Genomic DNA, 26108 nt, shown 5'->3' on the forward strand with positions numbered 1-26108 from the left:
TTTTGTGAATCATTTTGTTTTATGAAAGTTACATCTTGGTTAAATAAAACCACAAATTTTGTTTGTGATTTTTGTGACACGCTACGCAAAGCCTTTTAGTTTATTGAGTAAAAACAGAATCATAATCAATTTAGATAAGGTGTTCGCGATCGCATTGTTAATAAATTATTAAAATCTCTCTTGCATTTTGTGATTCACAAAATAACTATTTAAAGAGAAATTACGGAACACATCTGGAGATTAACGATGCAGCAGTTAGCCAGCTATTTATCCGGCGCCTGGCAGACCGGCCGGGGCCGCACCCGTACTATCCACCACGCCATCAGCGGCGAACCGCTTTGGGAAGTGACAAGCGAAGGACTGGATATGGCGCAGGCGCGCCGCTTCGCCATCGAGCACGGCGGCAAAGCGTTACAGGCAATGAGCTTTATTCAGCGCAGCGCGATGCTAAAAGCGGTGGCGAAGCATTTAATGGAACTGAAAGCCGATTTCTATGCCATATCCGCGCAAACCGGAGCAACACGCGGTGACAGCTGGGTCGATATCGAAGGCGGCATCGGCACGCTTTTCACCTATGCCAGCCTCGGCGGGCGTGAGCTGCCGGATGATGTGCTGTGGCCGGAAGATGAGCTGATTCCGTTGTCCAAACAGGGCGGTTTTGCCGCGCGCCATGTGCTGACGTCAAAATCCGGCGTTGCGGTACATATCAACGCCTTTAACTTCCCCTGCTGGGGGATGTTAGAAAAGCTGGCGCCGACCTGGCTTGCCGGCATGCCCGCGATCGTTAAACCGGCGACCGCCACCGCGCAGCTGACGCAGGCGATGGTCAAAGCCATTGTCGACAGCGGGCTGGTGCCGGACGGCGCAATAAGCCTGATCTGCGGCGGCGCGGGCGATCTGCTGGATAATCTGGATAGCCAGGACGTAGTGACCTTTACCGGCTCTGCGCATACCGGACAGCAATTGCGTGTGCATCCGAATCTGGTGGAGAAATCTGTGCCCTTCACCATGGAAGCGGATTCACTCAACTGCTGCGTGCTGGGTGAGGACGTCACCCCAGAACAGCCTGAGTTTGCACTGTTTGTACGTGAAGTTGTGCGCGAGATGACGACCAAAGCCGGGCAGAAATGTACCGCCATTCGCCGCATTATCGTGCCGCAGGCGCAGGTGAAAGCCGTCAGTGAAGCGCTGATTGCCCGCCTGCAAAAGGTGGTAGTGGGCGATCCGGCGCAGGAAGGCGTGAAGATGGGGTCGCTGGTGAATAACGATCAGCGTCAGGACGTGCAGGATAATGTGAATCGTCTGGTTGAAGCCGGATGTGAGGTACTGCTGGGCGGAAAGGCAGATCTGAGCACCGCTGGAGCTTTCTTCCCGCCAACGCTGCTGTTTTGTCCGCAGCCGGATGAAATTACCGCGGTACATGCAATTGAAGCCTTTGGTCCGGTCGCCACGCTGATGCCGTATCAGAATACCGAGCATGCCATGACGCTGGCGCGCGCTGGTGAAGGCAGTCTGGCAGGAACGCTGGTGACGGCGAGCGGCGAACTGGCGCGAGAGTTTATCCTCGGTGCAGCCCGCGCCCACGGGCGTATTCAGGTGCTGAACGAAGAATCCTCAGCGGAATCGACCGGCCACGGCTCTCCACTGCCACAGCTGGTCCACGGTGGGCCTGGACGTGCAGGCGGCGGTGAAGAGCTGGGCGGTCTCCGTGCGGTGAAACACTACATGCAACGCACTGCCATTCAGGGCAGTCCAACCATGCTGGCCGCCGTTAGCCAGCAGTGGGTACGCGGCGCGCAGGTTACGGAAGATCGCATTCACCCGTTCCGCAAATATTTCGAAGAGATCCAACCGGGCGATAGCCTGCTGACTCCGCGCCGCACGCTGACCGAAGCGGATATCGTCAATTTTGCCTGTTTGAGCGGCGATCACTTCTACGCTCATATGGACAAAATTGCAGCGGCCGAGTCTATTTTCGGCGAACGCGTGGTGCACGGCTATTTCCTGATTTCCGCCGCTGCCGGTCTATTTGTAGACGCGGGCGTTGGCCCGGTTATCGCCAACTACGGTATGGAAAATCTGCGCTTTATCGAGCCGGTTAAGCCGGGCGACACTATCCAGGTGCGTTTAACCTGCAAACGCAAAACGGTGAAACTTCAGCGCAATGCCGAAGAAAAAGCGACTGGCGTGGTGGAATGGGCGGTGGAGATTTTCAATCAGCACCAGCAGGCGGTGGCGCTGTATTCCATTCTGACGTTGGTTGCGCGTCAGCATGGGGATTTCCCGGCTTAAGAACCCGGTGTCGCTTCGCGCGACCAGAGTTGAAACAAAAAGCAAAAAGCCTGCTTAGTTTCCTGAGCAGGCTTCTTAAATATGGCTCCTCTGACTGGACTCGAACCAGTGACATACGGATTAACAGTCCGCCGTTCTACCGACTGAACTACAGAGGAATCGTTGTGGAGGCTTATCTTAGCGGCGAAAAAATTTTTGTCAAACCTCATTTCTTCGAATGCGAATCAATTGATGCTTCTCTCGACAGTTTGTTGCATTTACAGACATTTTAAATAGAAAAAACTTTGCAGCTTTTTTGATTCTCCCTCATCATTTGAAATGAGGTTTCAACTTTCTTCGTTAAGGTCCACTTTGAACGTCTCCGCTGCCTTACGCCAGGTCGCTTCCCGCACGCCCTGGTATGCCAAACGCAAGAGTTATAAGGTTCTCTTTTGGCGCGAAATCACTCCGCTGGCTGTCCCCATTTTCCTGGAAAACACCTGTGTGCTATTGATGGGTGTTCTGAGTACCTTCCTGGTAAGTTGGTTGGGAAAAGAAGCAATGGCCGGTGTCGGACTCGCCGACAGTTTTAATATGGTCATCATGGCATTTTTCGCCGCCATCGATCTGGGTACCACAGTAGTTGTAGCATTTAGCCTCGGGAAACGAGATCGTCGACGGGCCAGAGCCGCAGCCAGACAATCGCTGGTGATCATGACAATTTTTGCTACCGTGCTGGCAGCGGTCATTCACTATTTTGGTCAACAGATTATTGACGTTGTTGCAGGTGAAGCAACGCCAGACGTTAAAGCTTTGGCACTTACCTATCTGGAGCTGACGGTGCTCAGCTACCCGGCGGCAGCCATTGCGCTGATCGGCAGTGGCGCACTACGTGGAGCCGGAAATACTAAAATACCGTTGTTGATTAACGGCGGTATGAACATCCTGAATATCATCATCAGTAGCATCCTGATTTACGGGATCTTTTCCTGGCAAGGTCTGGGATTTGTGGGAGCAGGCCTGGGACTGACCATTTCGCGCTACATCGGGGCGATTGCCATCATCTGGGTACTGATGATTGGTTTTAACCCCGCGCTGCGAATTCCCTTCAAAAGCTATTTTAAGCCACTCAATCTCGCCATTATATGGGAGGTGATGGGGATCGGCATTCCGGCAAGTATCGAGTCAGTGCTGTTCAATGGCGGTAAACTTTTGACGCAGATGTTTGTTTCAGGAATGGGAACCAGCGTTATCGCCGGGAACTTTATTGCATTTTCTATCGCCGCGCTTATCAATTTACCGGGGAATGCTTTAGGTTCCGCGTCGACAATCATTACCGGCAGGCGTCTGGGAAATGGCCAGATTGCCCAGGCTGAAATCCAGCTACGGCATGTGTTCTGGCTGTCGACGATTGGCCTAACGGCAATTGCCTGGCTAACCGCACCTTTCGCCGGGGTGATGGCCTCATTTTATACCCACGATCAGGATGTAAAAGAGGTCATAGTCATCCTGATTTGGCTCAATGCAGCATTTATGCCGATATGGGCAGCCTCCTGGGTGTTACCAGCGGGCTTTAAAGGTGCGCGAGATGCACGTTTTGCTATGTGGGTATCGATGCTGGGCATGTGGGGCTGCCGCGTAGTCGCGGGCTACACTCTGGGTATCGTATTAGGATGGGGAGTTGTCGGCGTTTGGTTAGGTATGTTCTTCGACTGGGCCGTGCGCGCCGCGTTATTTTACTGGCGTATGGTCACAGGCCGCTGGTTGTGGAAATACCCACGCCCCGAACGTGAAAAGTGCATAAAACAACCGGTTGCGTCTGATTAATCGGCGAAATGGGGAATATTTCAGCAAACAATCGAATTTATCCATTCAGGCTTTGACAACGCTGAGCGGCATCGCTAATATTCGCCTCGTTCAAACGATTCCTCTGTAGTTCAGTCGGTAGAACGGCGGACTGTTAATCCGTATGTCACTGGTTCGAGTCCAGTCAGAGGAGCCATATTTAAGAAGCCTGCTCAGGAAACTAAGCAGGCTTTTTGCTTTTCTGCGATCCCATTAACCAGGTAGAGCGCTTCACTTCACACCCAGGCTTTTCCATACTGGCAACGAGAGAAGCCCGTTTCTCACGGGCTTTTATTGTTAAATCTGATAATCAATCACCGCTTCATCTGGCTCCATCGCCTGACGCTTAATTTCATCGACGGATAACCCAGCGTTGCATAGCTCGATGAATCGCCAGACGTAGTTGCGCTGCAGCTGTCCGCGTTTAAGTCCTAGCCAAACGGTATTTGCATCAAACAAATGCCGGGTATCCAGACGGGTTAACGTCCCCTCTTCCTGCTCGCCGCTGGATTGCTCTGCCACCAGCCCAATCCCCAATCCCAGTGACACGTAAGTTTTAATCACATCCGAGTCCTGGGCGCTGAGAATAATATCAGGTATCAGCCCCTTGCGAGCAAACGCCTCATCGATGCGGGAACGCCCTGTAATCCCCTGACGATAGGTAATTAACGGCCAGTGAGCGATGGACTCCAGCGTTAGCGGAGAAGCCTTCACTAATGGATGGTCATGAGGAACAAGCAGGCTGTGGTGCCAACGAAACCAGGGAAAAGCCACCAACAATGGATCGCTGCTCAGCCGCTCACTGGCAATTCCGATATCTGCCCCGCCATTTTGTAGCAGGACATCAATCTCCTGTGGTGTGCCCTGAATAAGTTCCAGACGCACCTCAGGGAACAGCTCACGAAAGGCTTTTATAACCGCAGGCAAGCTATAGCGTGCCTGGGTATGCGTGGTGGCAATCGTCAAAACGCCGGACGTATCATTGGTAAACAGATCCGCCAATCGACGAACGTTGCTGGCCTCATTCAGAATACGTTCGGCAATGATCAGCAAAGCTTTACCCGGTTCAGTCATGCCCAACAGGCGTTTACCACGACGGATAAAAATTTCGATGCCAAGTTCATCTTCAAGTTCACGAATGTGTCGGCTGACGCCCGACTGCGAGGTGTACAGTATATTCGCGACCTCCGTCAGGTTGTAATCCTGACGGGCCGCCTCGCGGATTATTTTGAGTTGCTGGAAATTCACGTTTCACTCCGGGCACATCAGACATTACGCTATTGTTAAAGTCTGATGCCCGGCATAACAAATAATAAAAACCTGCATCTTATTCCTCGCGGGAATAAGGTTTAGCTGACCAGCTGCAGTTCGCGATTTTCCAGCGCCGGACGGCTAACCAGCGACAACAGGATCTCCTTCACTGCCTGCGCCTGGGGCGATAAGCTCCCTCTGGCTGACACGTTCAACGATAATGGCAGATTCATCGATGGGGTTGTGATGCGCGCCATCCAGCCGTTCGCTGCATTGCATAATGAACGGGCGGCCGACTCGGGCAACACTGTGACGCCCATACCACTGGCAATGGCAGCCGTCAGGGTGGAGATAGATTCAATTTCGCCAATCACTTTAGCCGTTAAGCGACGTAGCGAAAAAGCTTCATCCACGCGCAGGCGAACCGCGCTGTAATCCCGTGGCAAGAACAAACTCATCTGCGCCACCGCGGCTAAATCGACGCTTTGCCCCGGACACTCACGCGTGCCGACCAGATACAGATCCTCTTTAAGCAACGGTTGACTGCTGATGCCCGCCACGGGTGAACGCTCATAGAGCACTGCCATATCTAATTGCCCGCTGAGCAGCTTGTCATTCAGCACTGCCCCACTGTTTTCATGCAGATAGACCTGCACATCGGGCAGTTCGGCACGTAGCGTCTGTAATAACGGCATGGTAATGGATGACGCTGCTGTCCCCGGCGCAAGGCCGATAGAGACCTGGCCTGTCAAGGTATGTCCCACGTTATTAACCGCAAGTTGCGCCTGTTCACACTGACGTAAAATCGTCCGGGCGTGGGTATATAATACTTTTCCTGCTTCCGTCGGCGTGACGCCACGCTTGGTACGAATCAGCAATTGCTGATCAAGCTCACCTTCCAGCGTTGCGACCTGCTGGCTCAGCGCGGGTTGCGCAATGTGCAATACTTCCGCTGCCTGGGTCAGGCTACCAATATCGACGATTTTCACGAAATATTTCAGTCGTCTGAAGTTCATTTTGCCTCCTGTCGGAATACCAGAACCCGTGCTGGCAGTCATTGAATTCAGGATTGCAAGATGCTTGCCACTTTCGTCTAAAACGGTGTTTTATGGTTAAAGCCGCACAAAGTCAGGAGTAAAAGCGAAGGAAGATCATTCTGCACACCGAAATATCTCATTCAGGCTGCCCTGGAAGAGGTAGACACGCACCAGAATGGGGCAAAAGCATAAAAAGACGGAAAGATCGCCGCTTTGCTGATTTTGTCAGCAAACGAACACACAAATGTATTTACCCCTTTGACAAGCCTCACCACCCTCGCTAATATGCGCCTCGTTCAAACGATTCCTCTGTAGTTCAGTCGGTAGAACGGCGGACTGTTAATCCGTATGTCACTGGTTCGAGTCCAGTCAGAGGAGCCAAATTCTTTTTTTCAGGCGTACTTAGAAGTGCCTATATGATTGGGTTTCAATAAGTTAGTGTGAAAAACATTCCCGATGCGTATCTGTTTTTCCCTCCGCATCCGGCGAAATTGGTGGTCTGATTTGGGGTCATTTCAGTTCGATAATGGAGTGACCACCATATGTCCCTGTCCGATGCGAAAATCCGCATCACCAAACCTTCTGATAAACCCTTTAAACTGACTGATTCACACGGTCTGTATCTGCTTGTCAATCCAGACGGCTCCCGTCTCTGGTATCTCAAGTACCGCTTCAACCGAAAAGAATCCCGTATTGCGTTGGGCGCCTACCCGCTGCTTTCACTTTCCGACGTACGTCAACAGCGAGACGGCATCCGTAAACTACTGGCGCATAATATCAATCCTGCACTACAGTGGGAAATGCGCTCCTGCCAGGTACATTGCTCAAAACCTGAAAAACGTCCTCTTTTTCCCGTACAAAAATACCGTAATGATAATTATGTTGACCAGAAACTGGCTGCGGCAAACTCAGTGAGTTCACAAGTCGTTTCTTAACTTCAGTATATTCGCAACCTGTCAGAGGAGTGTCAATAATATGATATGTCGGAGATATTAATACGCCATCGGTTTTAACACGACGGAAGTCTTCATAGCGAATACAACAATCATTTAAATAACAGAGCCTGTAACTGATATTATTGCTAATCGTTTCCAGATAAATCTCATTCTGATTGCTGCCATTCATACAAATTTTTTGCAGTTTTACAGGGGACTGGAAATAGACAGACAGTTTCAGATGGCCATAAAGGGCATAACGCCAGACTTCACTGACCATAATATTCGCTCCCGTTCGTCGGTTAATAACACCAACGGCTTCGTCAATGGTAAGCCAGACCGGCATGGAAGAATTATTGCTATAGCAGGGGAAAGCATTCATAACTTCTGCTTTCTTATTTTTCCAGAGGTTGTATTTCATCTTAAAGTGCAACCGCCATTCAGCACAAAATTAAAAAGAGAGTCTCAAGGTTATTTTTTAGCGAGAAAATAGAAAATAAGTATGTTTAAGGTAACAAATATTGAAGAGATGAATGTTTATTTAAGTATATACAATACTGGTATAAGGATATAATAACCAGGTGTTTCTTTCTGTCAAAAACAAGTTATTACACGATAAAGGAATATAAAAATGAATATCAGGTTAGTGATATTTTCATGTGCATTAGCATTACTGTTAACGGGATGTTCCCGCTCTCCCATTGATGCAAAAAAAAGCGGAAAATCGGTGCCAGTAAACAGCGTCAATAAAGATACAACATCACTCACCGATAAAGACATTTTCGGCAATGAGACCACACTGTCCATTTCAGAAGAAGATATTCAGGCCGCACTGGATGGTGAGGATTTTCGTATTCCGTTAAATTCAGCCATAATTCTGGTCCAGTCAGGGAATCGTGCGCCCGAAATGTTAATGCAGCAGGAAATGGCGAAATATTACCGGATATCGACCTTCTCCGGCATTCCGGATAAACAAAAGGCAATATCCTGCAATAAGCCGGTTAAAAATGAAGAACAGGATGCCGACGTCAGTGAAAACAGGAATTATATGCAGGCATTGCGTTATATTGCTGCAAAAGGCGATCAGAAAGCGGTCATTGTTTACTGGGACACGTTACAGGCCGGGACATATGATACAGCGACAAAAAGTACCCACTGGTCTGATTACCGTAATGAGAAACTGAACGACACCACATCACTACGCTATCTGGTTCGCTTTGCACTTGTCGATGTGGCAACAGGAGAATGGGCCACCTGGTCCCCGGTTAACTATGAATACAGCATTCTGCCTGCCATGACAGGAAAAACGACAGTAACAGATCAGCAAATTACCCAGCTCAGACAAAAAACCTATGCCACAGTGGTTAAAGATCTGGTTAACCGCTATCAGTAAACCGCCTCATGACGTCTGCCGCCAATAATCTGTGGTGGCAGCCAGTGATATGAAAATTTTCGTGCCTCTGGTTCGTCTCTTTTACCGGACCAGAAACCATGCCAGTGTCCGCGTCGTAAATGTACGCGAACCTGCCGCCCGGTTGCAGTACAGATGTCAGTTTCAGAGAGTGCTGTCGCCAGCATTTCCCCCCATATTTTCACCCACGCGCCAGTACCGGGGGCCATTTACCGGAAACAGCCTGAACCCCTTTTTAGTTTTTACGGGTTTTGGCCTGGCCGGATAGCTTCCCGGCTGGCGCTCGCTGTCAATCTCCGGCTCATCCGAACAGATGTACAGCAAAATCGATAATAATCGACCGACATCGCGGGCCTGGTTTTTCAGATATACTGACAGATATTCCGAATGCTTTAATGTCTCAACCGTTTCAGGCGTTGCACCACTGGCGTCCAGCCCCTCGTGAAACATATCTTCAAGTATGGTATTCACGGAACCCGTTTTAAGCCGAAAGGACTCCAGCTTTAACCCATTCTCCCGATTCAACAGCAGATAAAGCGATTTATCATTGTTAACATCATTCTGGTTAACCATTGCCCAGAATCCGTACAATTCCTCTCCCTGCATACACATTCCCGGCGTACTGACGTAAATACACCATTCGGAAAAACGTAAAAAGACATCAACCGGCAGGCTGTCGGAAAGTGGCGTTTCAGCCAGGGCATTAAGCAGTGACGGATGCGGCGTATAAATCCCTTTGCTGTAGCGCCAGGTTCCCAGCACAGAAAGTTTCTGGAGTTCCAGCCAGACAGCCGGAGTAAATTCACGTTTTTGTCCACCCATGAATAACATCAGCCATCTGGTAATCGGTAAAAAACACCAGTAAATGCTTTCCCCTTCATCAGGCGCACCTGCTCAATATTCGCCGTCATCTGCGGATGTTGTCTGCAAAAAGCATCGGCGATCCGGACAGGATCGATTATCTGGTTATTAATTTCTCGCATCCTAATAGATCCGCTCGCTCCACAGACTGTATGCACTGGTTCCGGCAATACAGTGCTCCCAGCTGATACTTTCGTAAGTAAACGACACTGATTCTTCCGGCTGCCCCTGGCCGTTCAGAATGGTATCCGGCACCGTCAGACTAATACTGGAAATTCTGGCGTTGATTAGCTTCAGTTTGTAATACAGTTCATTGATGCCGAAGCGGTTGGTACGATAAAAATCAAAATCACAGGTCAGGCATTCATTTTCGTTAATAGCCTTACTCAGTAAAGGAGATGATTTATCTACGGGTTTATGGATAGTCAATTCCTGGTGATTTACATTCTGCGCCCTGCTTAAACCATGATTCAGCTCTGTCACCATAATCTGATCCAGATGCGCAAGCTGCGCTTTGTTGCCAATGGAAGCCAGCGATGAGCATCCCGCTGAAATCAGCCCCTGAAACTGTCCGTTCAATGTAAGGTAAACCGGATTTGCCATGTTGTAATCTCCCTGAAAATATTATGAATTAATGTTTATCAGCCACATCCGGACTGGTTGAATTTTTCAGCAGCAGCCAGCGGCTTAACACACCATCCAGCCGTTCATTAATTTGTTTTTCCAGGATGCCGGTCGTCAGCCCCTTCGCCTGTGCATCCTGGTACTGCGTCAGCAGAGATTCCAGCGGCGTCTCCTGGTTCAGCGTCCGCTCAGCCTGGTAAACCACCGTTTTGATATAGGAGAGCGTGAAGCCCTCTTTTGCCTGCTCGCGCTGAACCAGCAGTTCGGCAAACGCACGCAAATCCTGGCGGGTCTGCTGCCAGCCTTTCATCTGCGGACTGTTCTGCGCGCGAGTTTTCAGCGTCTCATTCCACTGTGCTGTCGCCTGCTGCTGTTGCAGGCTCTCCGGCCAGCGGCTGTCCGCTATCCGCATCATCTGTATGCCGGTTTCCAGCGTCTGTAGCGGCGAGGCATCCGGTAGCTGTTGCAGACGTTGCCCGTAGCGGTTCAGGTCGGGGGACGCCAGCCAGACCGTGGCGGCCCCCAGGGCGGTATCGTTTACCCTCGCCAGTTGCTGCTGCATCGGGTACACCTGCCACCACCAGAGCACGGCAGCGATAATGGCAGTACAGGCAGCGCCAGCCACAAAGCCTGTCACGCTGAGACGCGACATGGCTCCCGCCGCACTGCCTGCTGTCACATGAGGGTGAACTTCCACATTTATTTCCGGCAGGTCAGGCAGCGGCGGGACAATCTCCGCAGTTGTTGACGTGGCAGCAACCGCGCTCTCCGGGGCATAGACCAGCGTCCTGACGGTGGTTTTCGCCTGCAGATCCATGCTGTTCCGGGGCTGTGGCTCCAGCCGTTTACGCGTGTTCTGCACAAAGTACAGCAGGTTCTCCACGCGCGGCATCTTCTTCAGTGCCACCTGCTGGAGCTTGTCGCAGATAAGCTGTAATGCCCGTTCGGTGCGGTACAGCAGCGGCAGGTCGGCCTCCGTGAAGGACAACTGCTGGCGCAGGATGTTGCCGGTACGGGTATTGAACCAGTCGAGCATTTCCGTGCGCGCGGTTCCGTTCTGCGGCCAGAACTTATCCCACTCATGGCTTATCATCGCCGCCAGCAGTTCCGCGCCTTCGCAGAATCCCGCCAGCCCCTGCGTGCGGGTGCGCGCCAGGGTGTAATAGCTCGCGGTATGCAAATCCACGCCGCTGGTTTTAAAAATCGCCAGCGCCAGCGATTCCACGAGCTTCCAGTTCAGCTCCGGCTGAGACGGGTGGCTGGCTTTGTTGATTTCCTCGCGAATGGCGCTAAACTCCGGCAGACCACGCGGATCGCTGCCAGTCACAATGGTCTGTGTCAGTTCGTCGTTATTCATCCCCGCCTCCTCAGTACAGCGTATCCGGCAGGCGGAACTGGCTGAACAGCCCGCCGCTGAACGGGTTGTCTTCGGTATCGGTATGCACCCGGTACACCATCGCGCCGCCGTCCACGTTAAACCGCACAGTAAAGTTGCCATTCTGCACACCGGTTAACTGCCCTGCGCCAAACAGCCGGAACTGCGCCCACGGCCCGCCGAAGCTGATGCTGCGCGGTGCGCTGCCGCTGAGGCCAATCAGCGTCAGCTTGCTTTCATTGCCTTCGCGCATGTTGTTCGGCCACACCAGATGGGCGGTGTAGTTACGCCCCTGGCTGTAGTCCACTAACTGGCCGTCCAGGTTCAGCACGCTGCGCCGCTTGTTGCCGGAAAGCGACACGGTTTCCACCGCAAACTGCGTGCCCAGACCGTTCTGCCTGCTGAAAAAGATGTCGCGGATGTTCTGCGCCCGCTCCAGCTGTTGCAGCACGTCCTCGCGAATAACGACGGCATCGTCGCCGTTCACCTCCGCGCCGCCCTCAACAAACAGCTTCAGATTCTGCGCGTAGAACGTATCCAGCACGCCGCCGGGTTTAAAGAAGCGTTCAAATGCATCCAGCGACGCATCCTGCGGCGAACGCGGGTTAAACGGATACTTATCCGCCAGCTGCTCACTGAACGGTTTCACCACGCTGTCACGCCAGTCCACTTCCATGTAGTGGACGGCTTCCACCATCACCACATGCCAGGCCTGATCCGCCAGCTTACCCACCCAGCGGTTGAGCGGTGCGGGCAGCGTTTTCGCCATCTGCCGGGTGGCGAAAATCGGGTCGCTGCTGTTCTGGTCAAGCCGTAACTGCACGGCTTTCAGGGCCGATTTTCCCGGCGCGGGCGCATTCTGTATCGCCAGCAGGTAACGGTGCAACTCCGTCAGTTGCCGGTAAACGGCCTGCATCGTACTTTCCTTGTCTTTCTGCGCGTCCAGCGTACCGTTTTCCGGGGCAAATTCATGACCGAGGCGTGCCAGCAGCAAATAATCTGGCGCGCTTCGCGCTTCCTCACGCGCCTTATCATCCAGCTTGTCCGGCAGGACGATGTCATGCGTGTTATCGCGCAGCGCGGTTAATGCCCGCTGGAGCGGCTGGTCGCCGCTGATGATTTGCTCCAGCGCGCCGGTAAGTTCCGCAACGGACTCATAATCACGAACGTTGAGGTTATCCATCCCGGCGCGCCAGGTGGCGGTGTAGTCGCCGAAATACTGCTCGGTCAGCTGGCGCTGGATTTCCGCGCGGTCGGCGTCGCTGTATTTCACGCTGCGGGTCAGGTTCAGCACCCACGAATCCATCGCCGTCAGCGCCACCAGTTCGTCACGTTGCTTCACAAAATAGCTCTGTAGCCCGTGGCGGGTGAGAAGCTGTGGAACAACCAGTTTGTCGTCATCGCCGGAGATAAATACCTGATCAAAAGTCGGGCCGACCTGATCGCGCAGATTCAGGTCGGCGGGCAGAACGCCCTGCGCCCGCGTTTTCAGGCTCTGGTACACACGCTGGTAAACCGGCAGTTTGCTGAGTTCTTTCTGCGCATCAGTGACCGGTTTATCATACGGCGTCCAGCGGCTGATGGCCTCCCCTTCGCCAGCCTGGCGCTGCGCGTGCCAGTCGGTGTGTTGCAGCGCGTAGTCCAGATGCGCCATCAGTTGCGCCTGAATATCGCGCTTGCCGTGGAATCGCTCGCTCCAGCGTTTCGCCATATACTGCTTCACCACCTCATCGTTGCGCCCGCTTTTATCCTCCAGCATTCTGAGCACGCGCAGCACAGCCAGTTTCTGCTCACTGTTCTGCGGGGCCGTTGCCAGATCTTTTATCAGGCCGTCAGCCCTCTCACCGGTACGCCCTTAAACAGCCGGTCCACCGGCTTAGTTTCCAGCCTCTCGATGGCGTCCAGCTTCTGCTGCGACAGCCGGGCCTGCTGCGGATGCTGGATCCCTGGCAAATCGAAGGTGCGCAGGATTTGCACCAGCGCCTCCCGGTCCAGCAGCGAGAGGTAGTTCAGGTTCATACAGGAGATCAGCGACCACTGCATATCGCCGTCGGTGACCGGATAAAGTGGACGCGTCGGGCGGGTCACGTTGCTGAAACTGGCGACCGCCGGGTTTTTCCCTACCGCCACACAGATATCGCCGGTGTGCAGTTGCACGGGCAGCATCCGGTTGGTGCAGACCAGCGACACACTCAGCGCCTCCCCGCTCAGATGCGCAGGATCGGGCAGACGGCCGTCAGCATGCACAAACGCAATGCTGTGCTCCAGCCCGCGATGAAACAGCGAGGTTTTTGTCCGGTGATGCCAGTAGACCACCTCGCGCTGGCGGCTGTACTCCATCTGGTGGTTAAAGCTTTCGAACTCCGGCCAGAGACGCGACGGGCTGGTCACGCCGGCGACCTCACCGGAAGCAGAGACCTTACTGGACACCGACTTCACGCGGAAAATATCGTAGGCATCCGGGTGCTGATGACTGGCGCGCAGCGGATACTGCGGCGCACTGCCGTCCGGTGCAATGGGTTCGGCCTGATGGACAAACAGATTCACCACCGGTGTACAGAACAGATGCAGTGATGATGCACGGAGCTTGATATCCATCGGCAACGGCTGATTAAAGTGCAGGCGTAGCGTAAATGCGCCGCCGTGGAAATCCTCCGGCAGCGGCGCGGCATCGCGCAGATGAAAAAAGAAAAAGCTCTCCGGGTAGCAGAAATACTCCTGAAGTACGCGATAGCCGTTGTGAACGTTTTTCGGCCACGGCAGTAACGCATCCTCTCGCTCAAATCCTGCGGCCTCAAGCCACAACTCCGGCAGGGGAATATGCTGTTCCCCGATAATCAGTTCAGCGTCCATCAGGCGCTCACTGAACCACAGGTATAGCTGGTAGCGGGTGTAGTCGTCTTCGTTGCCCAGCCAGAAATTGATTTTATTCAGCTCCAGCGCACGAGAAGACACACCATTTTCGGCAAAAAAAACAATATCAACGATGCCTTCTTCGAGGCTGCTGGCATTACGCACATCCCGTATCTGTAAAGGCTGTAACCAGATATCGCGCGCCAGCGTAAAATGACAGGGAGGCGGTGGCGTCCGGTCATCATCGCCCAGCACCTTCCGGCCTGATGAGGCGACACGAATAACACCTGAACTGACCAGTTCATCACGCAAAACCTGCACCGGCGCTTGGATATTACCTTCAGGCTGATACTCAATCACCGACATGGAAGGCACCGGGCGCAGATAGTTAGGCCATAACATGCGGATAATCCCGTGAGTGAACTCGGGAAACGCGTCCTCCAACTTCTGCCGCACGCCGCCAGCCAGAAAGGCCGACGCTTCCATCAGGCGCTCCACGTCAGGGTCACCCTCTTTCTCGGCCAGAAAACGGGACAGATAGGGTTTATCCCGCGCCAGCAGCTTGCCCAGTTGCCGCAGATAGTCCAGTTCTTCGCGGTAATAGCGTTCTTCAAAGGCCATCAGAGGTACTCCACCCGGTAGCGCTGGCGATTATCCAGCAGAATGTCAAACTCCAGAACGTCCCTGGCGTCGTGAAAACTCACCTGCGCCACAATATGAAAACGCAGCGCCAGCGGCGCATAGTCGTCCGACGCCGCCGCCGTCACCACAACCCTGGTAATGCGGGGTTCATAGCGCCGGATGCAGTCGTGGATGCCTCTGGCAATCTCTTCCCTGAAATTACCGGAGGCTAATGTGTCGTCATTTAAATCAGCAATGCCCAGTTCCGGAGAGCCAGCACAACTGCCGGAGCGGGTATTGAGGATGTTATGCAGGTTTTCGCTGATGGAGTGCAGCAGGCTGACGCCTGACTGGCGATAAAACCGGGGCATCGCCGCCTCGCCAATACGGTCAAACAGGCTGCCCTCTTTCTCAATATCCCGCTTCATCATGACGTTTAATCCCTGTCCAGACGCCCGACCAGCGAGAGATCAAAGCTGGCACCCATATATTTGAAGTGCGGACGGACTGACAATGACACCTGGTACCAGCCCGGTTCACCTTCCACATCCAGCACTTCAATTTTTGCCTGGCGCAGCGGCTTACGGCTGCGGACATCGGCAGGCGGGTTTTCCTGGTCAGCCACATACTGGCGGATCCACGTATTCAGTTCTCGCTCCAGATCGCCACGCTCTTTCCAGGAGCCGATCTGCTCGCGTTGCAACACCTTGATATAGTGCGCCAGGCGGCTGATGATGAAGAGATAAGGGAGCTGACAGCCAAGTTTGTAATTGGTCTCTGCCTCTTTGCCTTCCGGCGTATTCGGGAAGGTTTTCGGTTTCTGTACCGAGTTTGCCGAGAAAAAAGCGGCGTTATCCGACCCTTTGCGCATGGTCAGTGTAATAAACCCTTCCTCCGCCAGCTCGAACTCACGCCTGTCGGTGATCAGCACTTCGGCCGGAATTTTGGCCTGCAACTGCCCCATAGATTCATACAGATGGACGGGCAGATCTTTCACCGAGCCGCCGTTCTGCGGACCGATGATATTCGGGCACCAGCGGTACTTCGCAAAGCTGTCCGCCATGTTGGCCGCCAGCAGAAAAGCGGTGTTGCCCCATAAATAGTCATCATGGTGGCGGCTGACATTCTCGCGATAGTTGAAGCTTTTCACCGGGTTATCTCCCGGCGCATACGGCTGGCGCAGCAGGAAGCGCGGCGAGGTCAGCCCCAGATAACGGGAATCCTCCGACTCGCGCAGGGCGCGCCATTTGGTGTAGGCCGGACCTTCGAAGATAGAACCGATGTCTTTAATGCCCGGCAGCTCGGTCCAGGACTCCAGCCCCAGGAATTCCGGTGCCACGGAAGAAATAAACGGTGAATGGGCCATCGCGGAAACCGCGCTGACGTATTTCAGCAGCTTGAGGTCTGCCGCGTTATTTTTAAACGCGTAGTTGCCAATCACCGCCGCAACCGGTTCGCCGCCAAACTGCCCGTACCCACTGGAGTAGACGTGTTTATAGAAACCGCTTTGGGTGATTTCCGGGGCGAACTCGAAATTATCCAGCAGTTCTTCTTTGGTGGCGTGCAGCAGATAAATTTTGATGTTTTCACGCGGATCGGTGCGTTCAACCAACAGTTTCAGGGAGCGTAGCAGCGCTTCCAGCTCCTGAATGGCCGGATCGTGGAGGATCAGATCCATCTGACGGCCTGTGCGATCGTCAATATCGGCGATCATAGCATTCACCGCCAGAATATCGACGGACTCCGCTTCATTCTGCAACAGAGCGGAGATAAACGCCGTCACACCCTGGCGGGCAATGTCATAGCTTTCGGATTCTGGCTGAAAGCGGCTCTGCGCCATGATGTTATCTAGCAGGGATGACGAGCCTGCGGGAGAGGCTGAACCGGGGGCTTCCTGCAATGCAATATCTGACATAGTGAAATCCTTGTACACGTTATTTGCCGCTGGCTAGACCCAGCTCCTGAATCAGCTGCTCGCGGGTTTCCTCGTTATCCAGCAACGCCTGTAGCTGGGCGCGAAACGCAGGGATATTGCCCATCGGGCCTTTCAGAGCGACCAGGGCCTCGCGCAGTTCCAGCATTTTTTTCAGCTCCGGCACCTGGGCGGCGATGTTATCCGGCGAGAGATCCGCCATGGATTTCACCTTCAGGCTGACATCCATACGGGCACCCGACGCACCATTAAGCACCGATGGCACAGAAACGTTACGTTCAATGCCGGACTGCGCCAGCACAGCGTTAAAGGTGTTTTTATCGATAGCCACCGGCTGGCGTTCATCCAGCGGGGTGTCGTCTGGTCTACCTTTTAAATCGCCAGTGACCAGCAGACTGAGCGGTAACTCCACTTCAGCAGCCTGGCCGTTTATTTTCGATATATAACGAACATTAATACGTTCTTTTGGAGCAATGCTCCCGTCGTTATGATTACGCATAAATAATATTCCATAAAACTATGACTAACGTTCAATTCAGCCAACAGAGGCAGAATCATCCATAAAAACAACAGCCAGAAACTAAAATGAAAATTCGCCATGACAAAAATATCAACTGAGCTATACAATACTCTCAGAACATAATTTTAAAACCACTTTTAGCTCATTCGTCAAGTAATATCCCATGATGTGACGAATAACGCAAAATTACATGTTTTATCTGTGATACTGGTATAGCAGGTTAAAGTAGCAACAAAAACATAATTACAATACATTGTTTTTAAGGTTATTTTTCCACAACGAATAAGTATTAACACCACAATAAATAAAAAACAGGAAAATCATAGACGCAATAAATAAGACAGTTGACTCAATTAAAATCAGAACAACAAAACTGGATAAAAACAATATTTATTCATGATTAGATAGTGGAGTAAAAATATGGGTGACAATGTTAAGTCTTTAGCCGCAAAAACAAAGCACGCTTTGACCCATCTGATAAATACATAATTCCGTTTTGAGATAAGCACAAAAACATTCTTTTTATGAATGCTTTTGTGCTTACCAGAAAACATTAACCTCGCTAATGGAAATTGGCGTAAAATGATACAAAGGAGTTAAAAGATGCCAACACCGTGTTACATCTCAATTAAGGGGCAAACTCAGGGACTGATCACCGATCGCGCCTTCACCGCCGAATCTGTCGGTAATATCTACGTTCAGGGCCATGAAGACGAAATGCTGGTGCAGGAATTCAGCCATAACGTTATCCGAAAAAGAAAAAAACTCCCTCGCTAATGAAATAATGGCTGAAACGCAGGCTGCTTATGCTTATGCGAATCGTTGTTTACGTGCCAGGAAATGTATGCTCGTTCCCTTTAGTAAGACCGACGCCCCCAACTCCTGGGAAGGAAAAGGATGCTGCCCAGGACAAACCGGACACCATCTGTTACCTGATACCATGTTCCGGGATCTGGAGAAAGCCGCCGCAGCCAGAGAGGTATGAAATAATGATCCTAAACATCGGGATGAAAATGGTAAGCTGAAATACAGGATGCCCCGGAGTAAATACCCAACAAAAGAGTGTTGGGGAAAATATACCGAAGGTAAAGCCCCTACAATCTGCCTGGAAGGGAAAGATAATCACACAGGTTCGCATGGAATGATGCATGCGATGACGGGGGAATTAATTAAAAAAGAAAGTCCCGGGAAGGAAATTAAATATAAAAAAGCCAGAGATATTGTTATTGATCAGGTTGCTGCAATGTATGGTTGTGATAAATCGTGTCTGAAAGCACAACTGGACAAAGCTTATGGAGATGCCTACCGGGGGGTGGCAATTTGTAATGGCAATGAATGGAATGTCTTGTTTGATTCAATGGAATTTGAATAACGTTTCTATCAGGCTGAAGTTATGAATAAAAAAGTTGACGTTGAAATTATAAAACCACTGGTTCAGCAGCATGCCAGAGATGCTGTGTTTTACTGGCAACAACTCAATACCGGGCGTTTTTCACCGCTGGTTACTTCACAAAAATGGCACCATTTTCGTCGACAGCTGAATGCACATATTGATGGTTTACGTGCTGCCGGTCAGGAAGGATGGGATGCAGCATTTAAGAACTATTCACGATGGAAAACCGAAAGTGAGGCGTTTATTTGCTGGTTGCTGGCTCTGGAACAGGATGAGCCATCGCATATCAGGATATTACACAATATGGCCCCAGGTAATAGTGACTCTTCCCTACAGGGAATGGTTGAGGCTATCGCCTGGTTGCCCGAACCTCAGACCAGATTAATTCTGGCCCGCTGGCGTGCCGAATCGTCATCAGATGAAAGAAAGCTTGAAGCCTGGCTACAGGCTATGGGTTCGTCAGGTATAGAGCCTCAGGAAGAACTGTTCCCGTTGCTGGAACATGAAAATCCACATATCCGGGCTGTCTGCTGCGAATTAGTGGGGAAATTACGATTGCACCGCTATCAACAGGCTGTGGCAGAGATGCTCACAGATAATGACTTTACTGTCAGAGAGCAAGCCGTTCTGGCTCTGGCATGGTTATCGCCCCGTATCGATATTGTGGATGAATTGCAAAATCTGCTGGTTTTCCATCTAAAAAATGCACCACAGCGTGGGCTGGCTGCGGTACTTGCACAACGTAAACTGGAATATATTGCACGCATAACAGGATTATGTATTCCTCAGGGAGATAGACGACTGGAGACTATTCTGACGGCAATACCTGAGCGTTTACGCCTGCTGATTCTCGCTTTTCATGGTGATCCTGCACAACTTTCCGTTCTATATAAAGCGATGGAAAATGAACCCACAGCCCGCCTGGCTTTCTGGGCAGCGGGTTTCATCTCTGGGCTGGACATGGCAAGACCTGAGTATTGTTCTTCTGCACCGGAGAGAATGAAAGAGATGGAACAGCCGTTAAGTTTCAGTTCTGATGATGCCGACATCGGTCTTGCATGGCCAGATGTGCCTGCCGTGGTCACGGCTTGTCATTCAATGAATCTGAGTGATGGTCCACTTCTGCTCGGTAAGTTACCTTCTGCGGCCTACTGCCATGACCTGCTCGCCACGGCAACGCAGGCGGTTCGTTTTGCCGCATCGTGGCACCTCACGGCTGGTGACAGCTCGGCACCGCGGATTGATACTCGTAAATGAGGAATGACTGACTATGAATGTGGTGAGAAGCCATTTGATTCCTGGTGATGATGCTGTTCAGATAAGTAAAATGCTCAATAGTGGTTGTCGTCTGATCGCATGTTTATGTGCCGACTGGTGTTCATCCTGCCAGGCATGGCAGGGGAAATTTGCTCAACTGGCACAGGAATATTCTGTTGATTGTTTTGTCTGGCTGGATATTGACAAGCATCCTGATATGGTTGCAGATGTCGATCTAGAGGTGTTACCCGTTCTGTTAATTCAGAATAAAACAGAGATTTGTTTTCTTGGTACGATAAAACCAGAAGTAGCAATATTTAAAAAATTATTGAGTGCAAAAAATTTGAAGATAGATGTTTCAGAACCTGGGCTCAGAGATTTCCTTTTAGAAGATGGAGAAACTAAACAGGAAAACTTGTAATGGAATACTTGTCAATTATGTTTCTACCATATTCTCGACAAATAAAATAGTTATTTAAATGTGGATATGTATGATTCAGTAACGGCATCACCTGACTCAGGCCACATTCTGAATTATTCATTTAAATAAATCATAAATCCTCACAAGGAAATATATATGACTGCAACACTTTGGATGTTTGCAAGAGGTAGCAATGTAATAAAACTACAACAATTACTCAATAAAAATAAAGCTTTTCCAAAACTCGCGGAAGACGGTATTTTTGGAAAAGATACATATAATGCAGTAAAGATATTTCAGCGACACAATGGGCTGAAGGATGATGGTATTGTGGGGCCACAAACCTGGCGAAAACTAGGTGTTCAGGACACATTCATAAATGCTTCATCTGCTGGTTCTTCAACTAGTTCGCCAACCAGACCTCCTGTTGGTTCAAATGATACGGTAGTTGAGACAAGTGAGGGATTCTGTTTTCCCTTCCCGAAAATTCCCGAACGGTTATGGACGAACGGAGGCCGTCAATTTGGCGCTCCGCGCAAAGCTAAAGATGGAAGTGCACGCAAACATGCTGGCTGTGATTTAATATTCCCGTTTGGAACACCAATTTATGCTGTTGCTGATGGCGTCCTGGTTCGTGAGCCCTATCCATTTTATTCGGGCACTTATGCTGTAGAAATCAGACATGGTAACCTTCTTCTTCGTTATGGCGAAATTGCTAATGGTTCATACACTGGAGGAGCATCTGTCAAAAAAGGACAAATTATTGCTAAAGTCGGGAGACTGCAAAGTGGTTCGTCCATGCTGCATCTGGAGATTTATACCAACTCAGCATCCTCGGCCAGTCTTACAACACGTGTAGGAGATTTCAGAAGGCGTTCTGATATAACAAATCCTGCACCATATCTGAATGAATGGAAAAATAATCTTCCCAAACCTTAATCTCCAAGGAATCGATGACGATGCTTAAAAATATAGTATTTCTCTTAGCTTTGATGCTATCTGGCATTGCTGGTTGTGCTGCAACCGAACCTGGCAACATACTGTTGAATAACCTAAACGCTAATAACTTCGACATTGGTGAGATTACTGATGGGGAGATTACTGATGATTTGAGGCACTCTACTTGTACTCTGAGCTTAGCCGACAATAAGGAAAAGGATTCCTATAACTATATTGAAAGTGCAATTTGCCCAGTGGGTGGAGAAGAGTGTACATACTCTGCCATCATGAAACTGAATGGGAAGATAACTATACTGAAACAAATATCATCGGGAGAAAATATCTCAGTATTCAAAAACAAAGACATTTCGGTCACTGTGGAACAGACTCCGATTGCAGATTCAACAGAGGATGAGGAAGGAAGTGATATTAAAGCTGTTATCATCATCAAAACAAGAAACGGCGAAAAGAAATTTAATATGCTTGGATACTGCGGTGTTTAAAAACAAATCCTCTGCTATGGATAGTCTCATCTGGAGCAAGAGCTTATGAGAAAAACGAGAACTGAAAATCATCGTAAAGCCTGGACTCAGGTAGAACTGGAATTCGTGAAAACGTATTACGGTACAGTACCTACCGAAAACATTGCAAAAATCCTGGGGCGAACCTTTGATGCTGTCAGATGGGTATTACGCAATCAGAAACAGAGACTAATGGTTCCATATCCCCCGTGGACGGAAGAAGAGAAAGAAATTATTCGTATGAATCGCCACGGGTTTAACAGACACCTCAGAGTCATTTAAGATGACTTAAAGAGAGGTGCCCCTCAGCTCTACGCCAGGTGCTGAGTAAACGCATCCGTGTAAGTGCACAATTTTCATGTGGCACTAAAGCAGTGTGTTCCCATCGACATTCAGTCAGCTTTATACGCCTGCCACTCGCGCCAGACATTCTCAGGATCAATATCGCGGTAGCCACGCTCTCTGATTATATCCTCGGCTGCTTCGGCCGGCAGGCGGATGGCTGTAGCACCATCGCGAATGGACTCAACCTCATCGCGGGTCAATTCCCGTCCTATGTCCTGTTCTTTATCAATCAGGACTACGATCAACGCAGGGATAAAAACAATCTTCATACTGACAAGCCTCTGATATATTCGCATCCCACTGTATCACTGACAGTTTTGATATAATTCAGTAATCGTCAATTTATTACCAGGACGGGAATCATTCATGACATTGCAAATCCGTGACGCCACACCGGCCGACGCGATATTGCTCAATGCGCTGGGCTACCGCACGCACTTTGAACAAAAGGCACTGGAGCTTCGCTTATATGTCCACGGAGATAACGGGCGTGCGATTCGTGCTTATGAGCGATGTGGTTTCACTGAATCTCCGTATGCCATTATGAAAGTGGGTTTATAGCTTCCCCAAATACAGTACTCCTAATGCTCCGCCTGAAATCAGAACACTCCTGACAGGCCACGATTCCACCTGATTCAGATTTTTCATTCATCTTATTTTTCATGTTGCCATCAGATGAGGGAGATAATCGTTTTCACTTCCCGTCTGTCGCGGTAATCTCATAACGGTCGTTAATATTGCGACTGCAATGTGTGTAACCCAACTCAAATACTAATAACTAAAAAACAGTACAGACAGGATAACTATGGATTCCACCCTCACCTCCACGGGTCCCCAACAGGACGCCTCTTCGCTTAACCGCGCCCGACGCGCTGCGCTTGGCAGCTTCGCGGGTGCCGTGGTCGACTGGTATGATTTTCTGCTTTATGGCATTACTGCCGCACTGGTCTTTAACCGCGAGTTCTTCCCGCAAGTCAGCCCAGCGATGGGGACACTTGCCGCATTTGCTACCTTTGGCGTCGGATTTTTGTTCCGTCCGTTAGGCGGGGTGATCTTCGGCCACTTCGGCGATCGTCTGGGCCGTAAACGTATGCTGATGCTCACCGTCTGGATGATGGGTATTGCCACTGCGCTGATCGGGATTATTCCCTCTTTTGACACCATTGGCTGGTGGGCTCCCGTTCTGCTGGTGACGCTGCGTGCTATTCAGGGATTCGCCGTTGGCGGTGAATGGGGCGGCGCAGCGTTGCTCTCGGTCGAAAGCGCGCCGAAAAATAAAAAAGCCTTCTACAGCAGCGGCGTTCAGGTTGGTTACGGCGTCGGACTGTTACTTTCTACCGGTCTGGTCTCGCTGATTAGCTCGCAAACCACCGATGAGCAGTTCCTGAGTTGGGGCTGGCGTATTCCATTCCTGTTCAGCATCGTGCTGGTATTGGGCGCGTTGTGGATGCGTAACCGAATGGATGAATCGGCCGAATTCGAACAGCAGCAGCAGGCACCGCAACCAGAGAAAAAGAGACTACCGGTAGTCGAGGCATTAATCCGTCATCCAGGGGCGTTTTTGAAAATTATCGCTCTGCGCCTGTGTGAACTGCTGACGATGTATATCGTCACCGCGTTTGCCCTTAATTACTCCACGCAGAATCTGGGCTTACCTCGCGAACTGTTTCTGAATATCGGGTTGTTAGTTGGTGGACTGAGCTGTCTGACCATCCCCTGCTTTGCCTGGCTCGCCGACCGCTTTGGTCGCCGGCGCGTTTACATTACTGGCGCACTGGTCGGGACGCTTAGCGCATTCCCGTTCTTTATGGCGTTAGAAGCGCAATCCATTTTCTGGATCGTGTTCTTCGCGATTATGTTGGCCAACATTGCACACGATATGGTGGTCTGCGTACAGCAGCCTATGTTTACCGGTTTGTTTGGCGCAAGCTATCGCTACAGCGGCGCAGGCGTTGGTTATCAGGTAGCAAGCGTAGTTGGCGGCGGTTTTACCCCCTTCATTGCTGCTGCACTGGTAACATTCTCCGGCGGAGACTGGCACAGTGTAGCCATTTATCTGATGGCGGGTTGTCTTATTTCCGCGACTACAGCATTGCTGATGCGGGATAAGCAGCACGGTTAAGCCCGGGTGCGGAGGCCGTCCGGTCTTCGCACAATCTTCCTCAACGTCTGACTTTTGTTTCACATTCCTGTGACATACTATCGGGAGAGCAGTACATCTGTGGAACAAGGAGACAGACATGAACAATAAGGGCTCCAGCCTGACCCCAACTCAGGCACTGGATAAACTGGACGCGCTGTACGAGCAGTCGGTTAAAGCACTGCGTAGCGCCATTGGTAAGTATATTGAAACAGGGACGCTCCCTGATGTAATCGCCCGCCATAACGGTCTTTTTGTTTACCCATCACTGTGTGTCACCTGGGATGGTATCGCCACCAATCCCCCGAAAACCCGAGCCTATGGTCGTTTTACCCATGCGGGCAGCTATACCACTACGATTACCCGTCCGTCGCTTTTTCGTCCGTATCTTGAAGAACAGCTCACGCTGCTGTATCAGGATTATGATGCGCATATCTCCGTCGAGCCGTCGCAGCATGAAATCCCCTATCCCTATGTGATTGACGGTTCAGAACTGACGCTGGATCGCTCGATGAGCGCCGGATTAACGCGCCATTTCCCCACCACTGAATTGTCGCAGATTGGTGACGAAACGGCAGACGGGATTTTTCATCCGGCGGAATTTTCTCCGCTGTCTCACTTCGATGCCCGACGCGTGGATTTTTCGCTGGCGCGACTACGTCATTACACGGGAACGCCGGTTGAACATTTTCAACCTTTTGTACTGTTCACCAACTACACCCGCTACGTCGATGAGTTTGTGCGTTGGGGTTGCAGCCAGATCCTCGACCCGGACAGCCCATATATCGCGCTTTCTTGTGCGGGCGGGATCTGGATCACCGCCGAAACCGAAGCGCCAGAAGAAGCCATCTCCGATCTCGCCTGGAAGAAACACCAGATGCCTGCCTGGCATTTAATCACGGCTGACGGTCAGGGGATCACGTTGGTCAATATCGGCGTTGGCCCGTCTAACGCCAAAACCATTTGCGATCATCTGGCCGTACTGCGCCCTGACGTCTGGCTGATGATTGGTCACTGCGGTGGTCTGCGTGAAAGCCAGGCGATTGGCGACTATGTTCTGGCCCACGCTTATCTGCGTGACGATCACGTTCTGGATGCCGTACTACCGCCGGATATTCCGATTCCGAGCATTGCGGAAGTACAACGCGCCCTGTATGACGCCACCAAAGAAGTCAGCGGTATGCCCGGTGAAGAAGTTAAACAGCGCTTGCGTACCGGTACTGTCGTCACCACCGACGATCGTAACTGGGAGCTACGCTATTCCGCTTCTGCGCTGCGTTTCAACCTCAGTCGCGCGGTGGCTATCGATATGGAAAGCGCCACCATCGCCGCTCAGGGATACCGTTTCCGCGTTCCGTACGGCACGCTGCTGTGCGTTTCCGACAAGCCGCTGCACGGTGAGATCAAACTACCTGGTCAGGCCAACCGTTTTTATGAAGGTGCTATTTCTGAGCATCTGCAAATAGGTATCCGGGCTATCGATCGTCTGCGTGCTGAAGGCGACCGACTGCACTCCCGTAAATTACGTACATTCAACGAACCGCCGTTCCGTTAA

Annotated in this window: 25 protein-coding genes, 3 tRNA genes and 3 pseudogenes; 16 read left to right on the plus strand and 15 right to left on the minus strand. The window is 51.1% G+C overall.

Translation table 11 applies throughout. The annotated features are described in order from the left end of the window. Positions 1 to 246 precede the first annotated feature (246 nt). Positions 247 to 2292: a phenylacetic acid degradation bifunctional protein PaaZ gene (paaZ, locus tag OGV98_RS11870; RefSeq protein WP_003030847.1), complete on the plus strand. Its 2046-nt coding sequence runs from the start codon at positions 247 to 249 to the stop codon at positions 2290 to 2292. An 82-nt stretch (positions 2293 to 2374) separates the two neighbouring features. Here the strand turns inward: paaZ and OGV98_RS11875 are convergent. Next, positions 2375 to 2450: transfer RNA gene (locus tag OGV98_RS11875), tRNA-Asn, on the minus strand. A 160-nt stretch (positions 2451 to 2610) separates the two neighbouring features. Here OGV98_RS11875 and OGV98_RS11880 point away from each other — a divergent pair. Together OGV98_RS11880 and OGV98_RS11885 are read left to right on the plus strand one after the other, a co-directional pair. After that, a complete protein-coding gene (locus OGV98_RS11880) occupies positions 2611 to 4098 on the plus strand; it encodes an EmmdR/YeeO family multidrug/toxin efflux MATE transporter (protein WP_126318457.1) in 1488 nt (495 codons plus the stop codon). Between the two features lie 99 nt (positions 4099 to 4197). Beyond that, positions 4198 to 4273, plus strand: a tRNA-Asn gene (locus OGV98_RS11885). Between the two features lie 140 nt (positions 4274 to 4413). Here the strand turns inward: OGV98_RS11885 and cbl are convergent. Next, positions 4414 to 5364, minus strand: a complete 951-nt coding sequence (cbl, locus tag OGV98_RS11890) for an HTH-type transcriptional regulator Cbl (RefSeq protein WP_003832224.1) — start codon at positions 5362 to 5364, stop codon at positions 4414 to 4416. Positions 5365 to 5465: 101 nt separating this feature from the next. Beyond that, complete coding sequence (nac, locus tag OGV98_RS11895) at positions 5466 to 6383, minus strand: nitrogen assimilation transcriptional regulator NAC (protein WP_049001804.1); 918 nt, start codon at positions 6381 to 6383, stop codon at positions 5466 to 5468. A 326-nt stretch (positions 6384 to 6709) separates the two neighbouring features. On the opposite strand from nac, the gene OGV98_RS11900 reads away from it, so the two are divergent. Next, positions 6710 to 6785 (plus strand) — tRNA-Asn (locus tag OGV98_RS11900). Between the two features lie 161 nt (positions 6786 to 6946). Then, positions 6947 to 7243: pseudogene (locus OGV98_RS11905) on the plus strand (Arm DNA-binding domain-containing protein); the annotation flags it as partial. On the opposite strand, the gene OGV98_RS11910 reads toward OGV98_RS11905, so the two are convergent. Then, positions 7182 to 7760, minus strand: a complete 579-nt coding sequence (locus OGV98_RS11910; RefSeq protein WP_286551565.1) for a hypothetical protein — start codon at positions 7758 to 7760, stop codon at positions 7182 to 7184. The pseudogene OGV98_RS11905 and the gene OGV98_RS11910 sit on opposite strands and share 62 nt — an antisense overlap. Positions 7761 to 7970: 210 nt before the next feature. On the opposite strand from OGV98_RS11910, the gene OGV98_RS11915 reads away from it, so the two are divergent. Beyond that, on the plus strand, positions 7971 to 8732 hold the full coding sequence (locus OGV98_RS11915; RefSeq protein WP_196614633.1) for a lipoprotein YafT: 762 nt from the start codon (positions 7971 to 7973) through the stop codon (positions 8730 to 8732). Here OGV98_RS11915 and OGV98_RS23650 read toward each other — a convergent pair. The 10 genes and pseudogenes from OGV98_RS23650 to tssB all read right to left on the minus strand — a co-directional run bounded on the left by OGV98_RS23650 (position 8726) and on the right by tssB (position 17516). Further along, the gene (locus OGV98_RS23650; protein WP_474197924.1) at positions 8726 to 8959 is read right to left on the minus strand and encodes an AcrVA2 family anti-CRISPR protein; all 234 of its coding nucleotides are present in this window, start codon (positions 8957 to 8959) and stop codon (positions 8726 to 8728) included. The genes OGV98_RS11915 and OGV98_RS23650 overlap by 7 nt on opposite strands. After that, positions 8895 to 9572: an AcrVA2 family anti-CRISPR protein gene (locus OGV98_RS11920; protein ID WP_196614634.1), complete on the minus strand. Its 678-nt coding sequence runs from the start codon at positions 9570 to 9572 to the stop codon at positions 8895 to 8897. The genes OGV98_RS23650 and OGV98_RS11920 overlap by 65 nt, the downstream gene beginning before the upstream one ends. Positions 9573 to 9580: 8 nt before the next feature. Further along, on the minus strand, positions 9581 to 9733 hold the full coding sequence (locus OGV98_RS11925) for a hypothetical protein (protein WP_158513313.1): 153 nt from the start codon (positions 9731 to 9733) through the stop codon (positions 9581 to 9583). Position 9734: 1 nt separating this feature from the next. Continuing rightward, positions 9735 to 10214 carry an Hcp family type VI secretion system effector gene (locus OGV98_RS11930; protein ID WP_016149980.1) on the minus strand — a complete coding sequence of 160 codons (480 nt, stop codon included), beginning with the start codon at positions 10212 to 10214 and terminating at the stop codon, positions 9735 to 9737. 28 nt (positions 10215 to 10242) lie between these two features. Beyond that, positions 10243 to 11592, minus strand: coding sequence for a type VI secretion system ImpA and VasL domain-containing protein (locus tag OGV98_RS11935; RefSeq protein WP_138828387.1), 1350 nt, complete (start codon positions 11590 to 11592; stop codon positions 10243 to 10245). Between the two features lie 10 nt (positions 11593 to 11602). Further along, a pseudogene (gene tssM / locus OGV98_RS11940) lies at positions 11603 to 13417 on the minus strand (type VI secretion system membrane subunit TssM); the annotation flags it as partial. A 26-nt stretch (positions 13418 to 13443) separates the two neighbouring features. Then, positions 13444 to 15084, minus strand: a pseudogene (gene tssF / locus OGV98_RS11945) (type VI secretion system baseplate subunit TssF); the annotation flags it as partial. Next, complete coding sequence (gene tssE, locus OGV98_RS11950; protein WP_049001343.1) at positions 15084 to 15515, minus strand: type VI secretion system baseplate subunit TssE; 432 nt, start codon at positions 15513 to 15515, stop codon at positions 15084 to 15086. The pseudogene tssF and the gene tssE, both read right to left, overlap by 1 nt. A gap of 5 nt (positions 15516 to 15520) precedes the next feature. Beyond that, positions 15521 to 16999, minus strand: coding sequence for a type VI secretion system contractile sheath large subunit (gene tssC, locus OGV98_RS11955; protein WP_502873841.1), 1479 nt, complete (start codon positions 16997 to 16999; stop codon positions 15521 to 15523). 19 nt (positions 17000 to 17018) lie between these two features. Continuing rightward, positions 17019 to 17516 (minus strand): type VI secretion system contractile sheath small subunit, encoded by a 498-nt coding sequence (gene tssB / locus OGV98_RS11960; protein WP_049001340.1) that lies wholly within the window; start codon positions 17514 to 17516, stop codon positions 17019 to 17021. 624 nt (positions 17517 to 18140) lie between these two features. Between tssB and tssD the strand changes: the two genes are divergently transcribed. The 7 genes from tssD to OGV98_RS11995 all read left to right on the plus strand — a co-directional run bounded on the left by tssD (position 18141) and on the right by OGV98_RS11995 (position 22050). Then, positions 18141 to 18314: a type VI secretion system tube protein TssD gene (gene tssD, locus OGV98_RS11965; RefSeq protein WP_286551530.1), complete on the plus strand. Its 174-nt coding sequence runs from the start codon at positions 18141 to 18143 to the stop codon at positions 18312 to 18314. A 67-nt stretch (positions 18315 to 18381) separates the two neighbouring features. Beyond that, positions 18382 to 18522 carry a hypothetical protein gene (locus OGV98_RS11970; RefSeq protein WP_286551532.1) on the plus strand — a complete coding sequence of 47 codons (141 nt, stop codon included), beginning with the start codon at positions 18382 to 18384 and terminating at the stop codon, positions 18520 to 18522. Positions 18523 to 18570: 48 nt separating this feature from the next. After that, a complete protein-coding gene (locus tag OGV98_RS11975; protein ID WP_286551534.1) occupies positions 18571 to 18909 on the plus strand; it encodes an HNH/endonuclease VII fold toxin-2 domain-containing protein in 339 nt (112 codons plus the stop codon). 21 nt (positions 18910 to 18930) lie between these two features. Continuing rightward, positions 18931 to 20187 carry a HEAT repeat domain-containing protein gene (locus OGV98_RS11980; RefSeq protein ID WP_257665747.1) on the plus strand — a complete coding sequence of 419 codons (1257 nt, stop codon included), beginning with the start codon at positions 18931 to 18933 and terminating at the stop codon, positions 20185 to 20187. 13 nt (positions 20188 to 20200) lie between these two features. Next, on the plus strand, positions 20201 to 20608 hold the full coding sequence (locus tag OGV98_RS11985; RefSeq protein WP_138828379.1) for a thioredoxin family protein: 408 nt from the start codon (positions 20201 to 20203) through the stop codon (positions 20606 to 20608). A gap of 156 nt (positions 20609 to 20764) precedes the next feature. Further along, the gene (locus tag OGV98_RS11990; RefSeq protein ID WP_237665900.1) at positions 20765 to 21547 is read left to right on the plus strand and encodes a peptidoglycan-binding protein; all 783 of its coding nucleotides are present in this window, start codon (positions 20765 to 20767) and stop codon (positions 21545 to 21547) included. Positions 21548 to 21567: 20 nt separating this feature from the next. Beyond that, entirely contained in the window at positions 21568 to 22050 is a 483-nt protein-coding gene (locus OGV98_RS11995) for an adhesin (RefSeq protein ID WP_286551538.1), read from the plus strand. Between the two features lie 410 nt (positions 22051 to 22460). On the opposite strand, the gene OGV98_RS12000 is transcribed toward OGV98_RS11995, so the two are convergent. Continuing rightward, positions 22461 to 22682 carry a hypothetical protein gene (locus tag OGV98_RS12000; RefSeq protein ID WP_003036289.1) on the minus strand — a complete coding sequence of 74 codons (222 nt, stop codon included), beginning with the start codon at positions 22680 to 22682 and terminating at the stop codon, positions 22461 to 22463. A gap of 97 nt (positions 22683 to 22779) precedes the next feature. On the opposite strand from OGV98_RS12000, the gene OGV98_RS12005 reads away from it, so the two are divergent. The 3 genes from OGV98_RS12005 (at position 22780) to OGV98_RS12015 (ending at position 26108) form a co-directional block, all read left to right on the plus strand. Further along, the gene (locus tag OGV98_RS12005) at positions 22780 to 22974 is read left to right on the plus strand and encodes an N-acetyltransferase (RefSeq protein ID WP_202580612.1); all 195 of its coding nucleotides are present in this window, start codon (positions 22780 to 22782) and stop codon (positions 22972 to 22974) included. Positions 22975 to 23218: 244 nt separating this feature from the next. Further along, entirely contained in the window at positions 23219 to 24535 is a 1317-nt protein-coding gene (shiA, locus tag OGV98_RS12010) for a shikimate transporter (protein ID WP_003036285.1), read from the plus strand. 118 nt (positions 24536 to 24653) lie between these two features. Further along, on the plus strand, positions 24654 to 26108 hold the full coding sequence (locus OGV98_RS12015; protein ID WP_003836722.1) for an AMP nucleosidase: 1455 nt from the start codon (positions 24654 to 24656) through the stop codon (positions 26106 to 26108).

The organism is Citrobacter sp. Cf136 (genome assembly GCF_030333815.1).
GTDB lineage: Bacteria > Pseudomonadota > Gammaproteobacteria > Enterobacterales > Enterobacteriaceae > Citrobacter > Citrobacter freundii.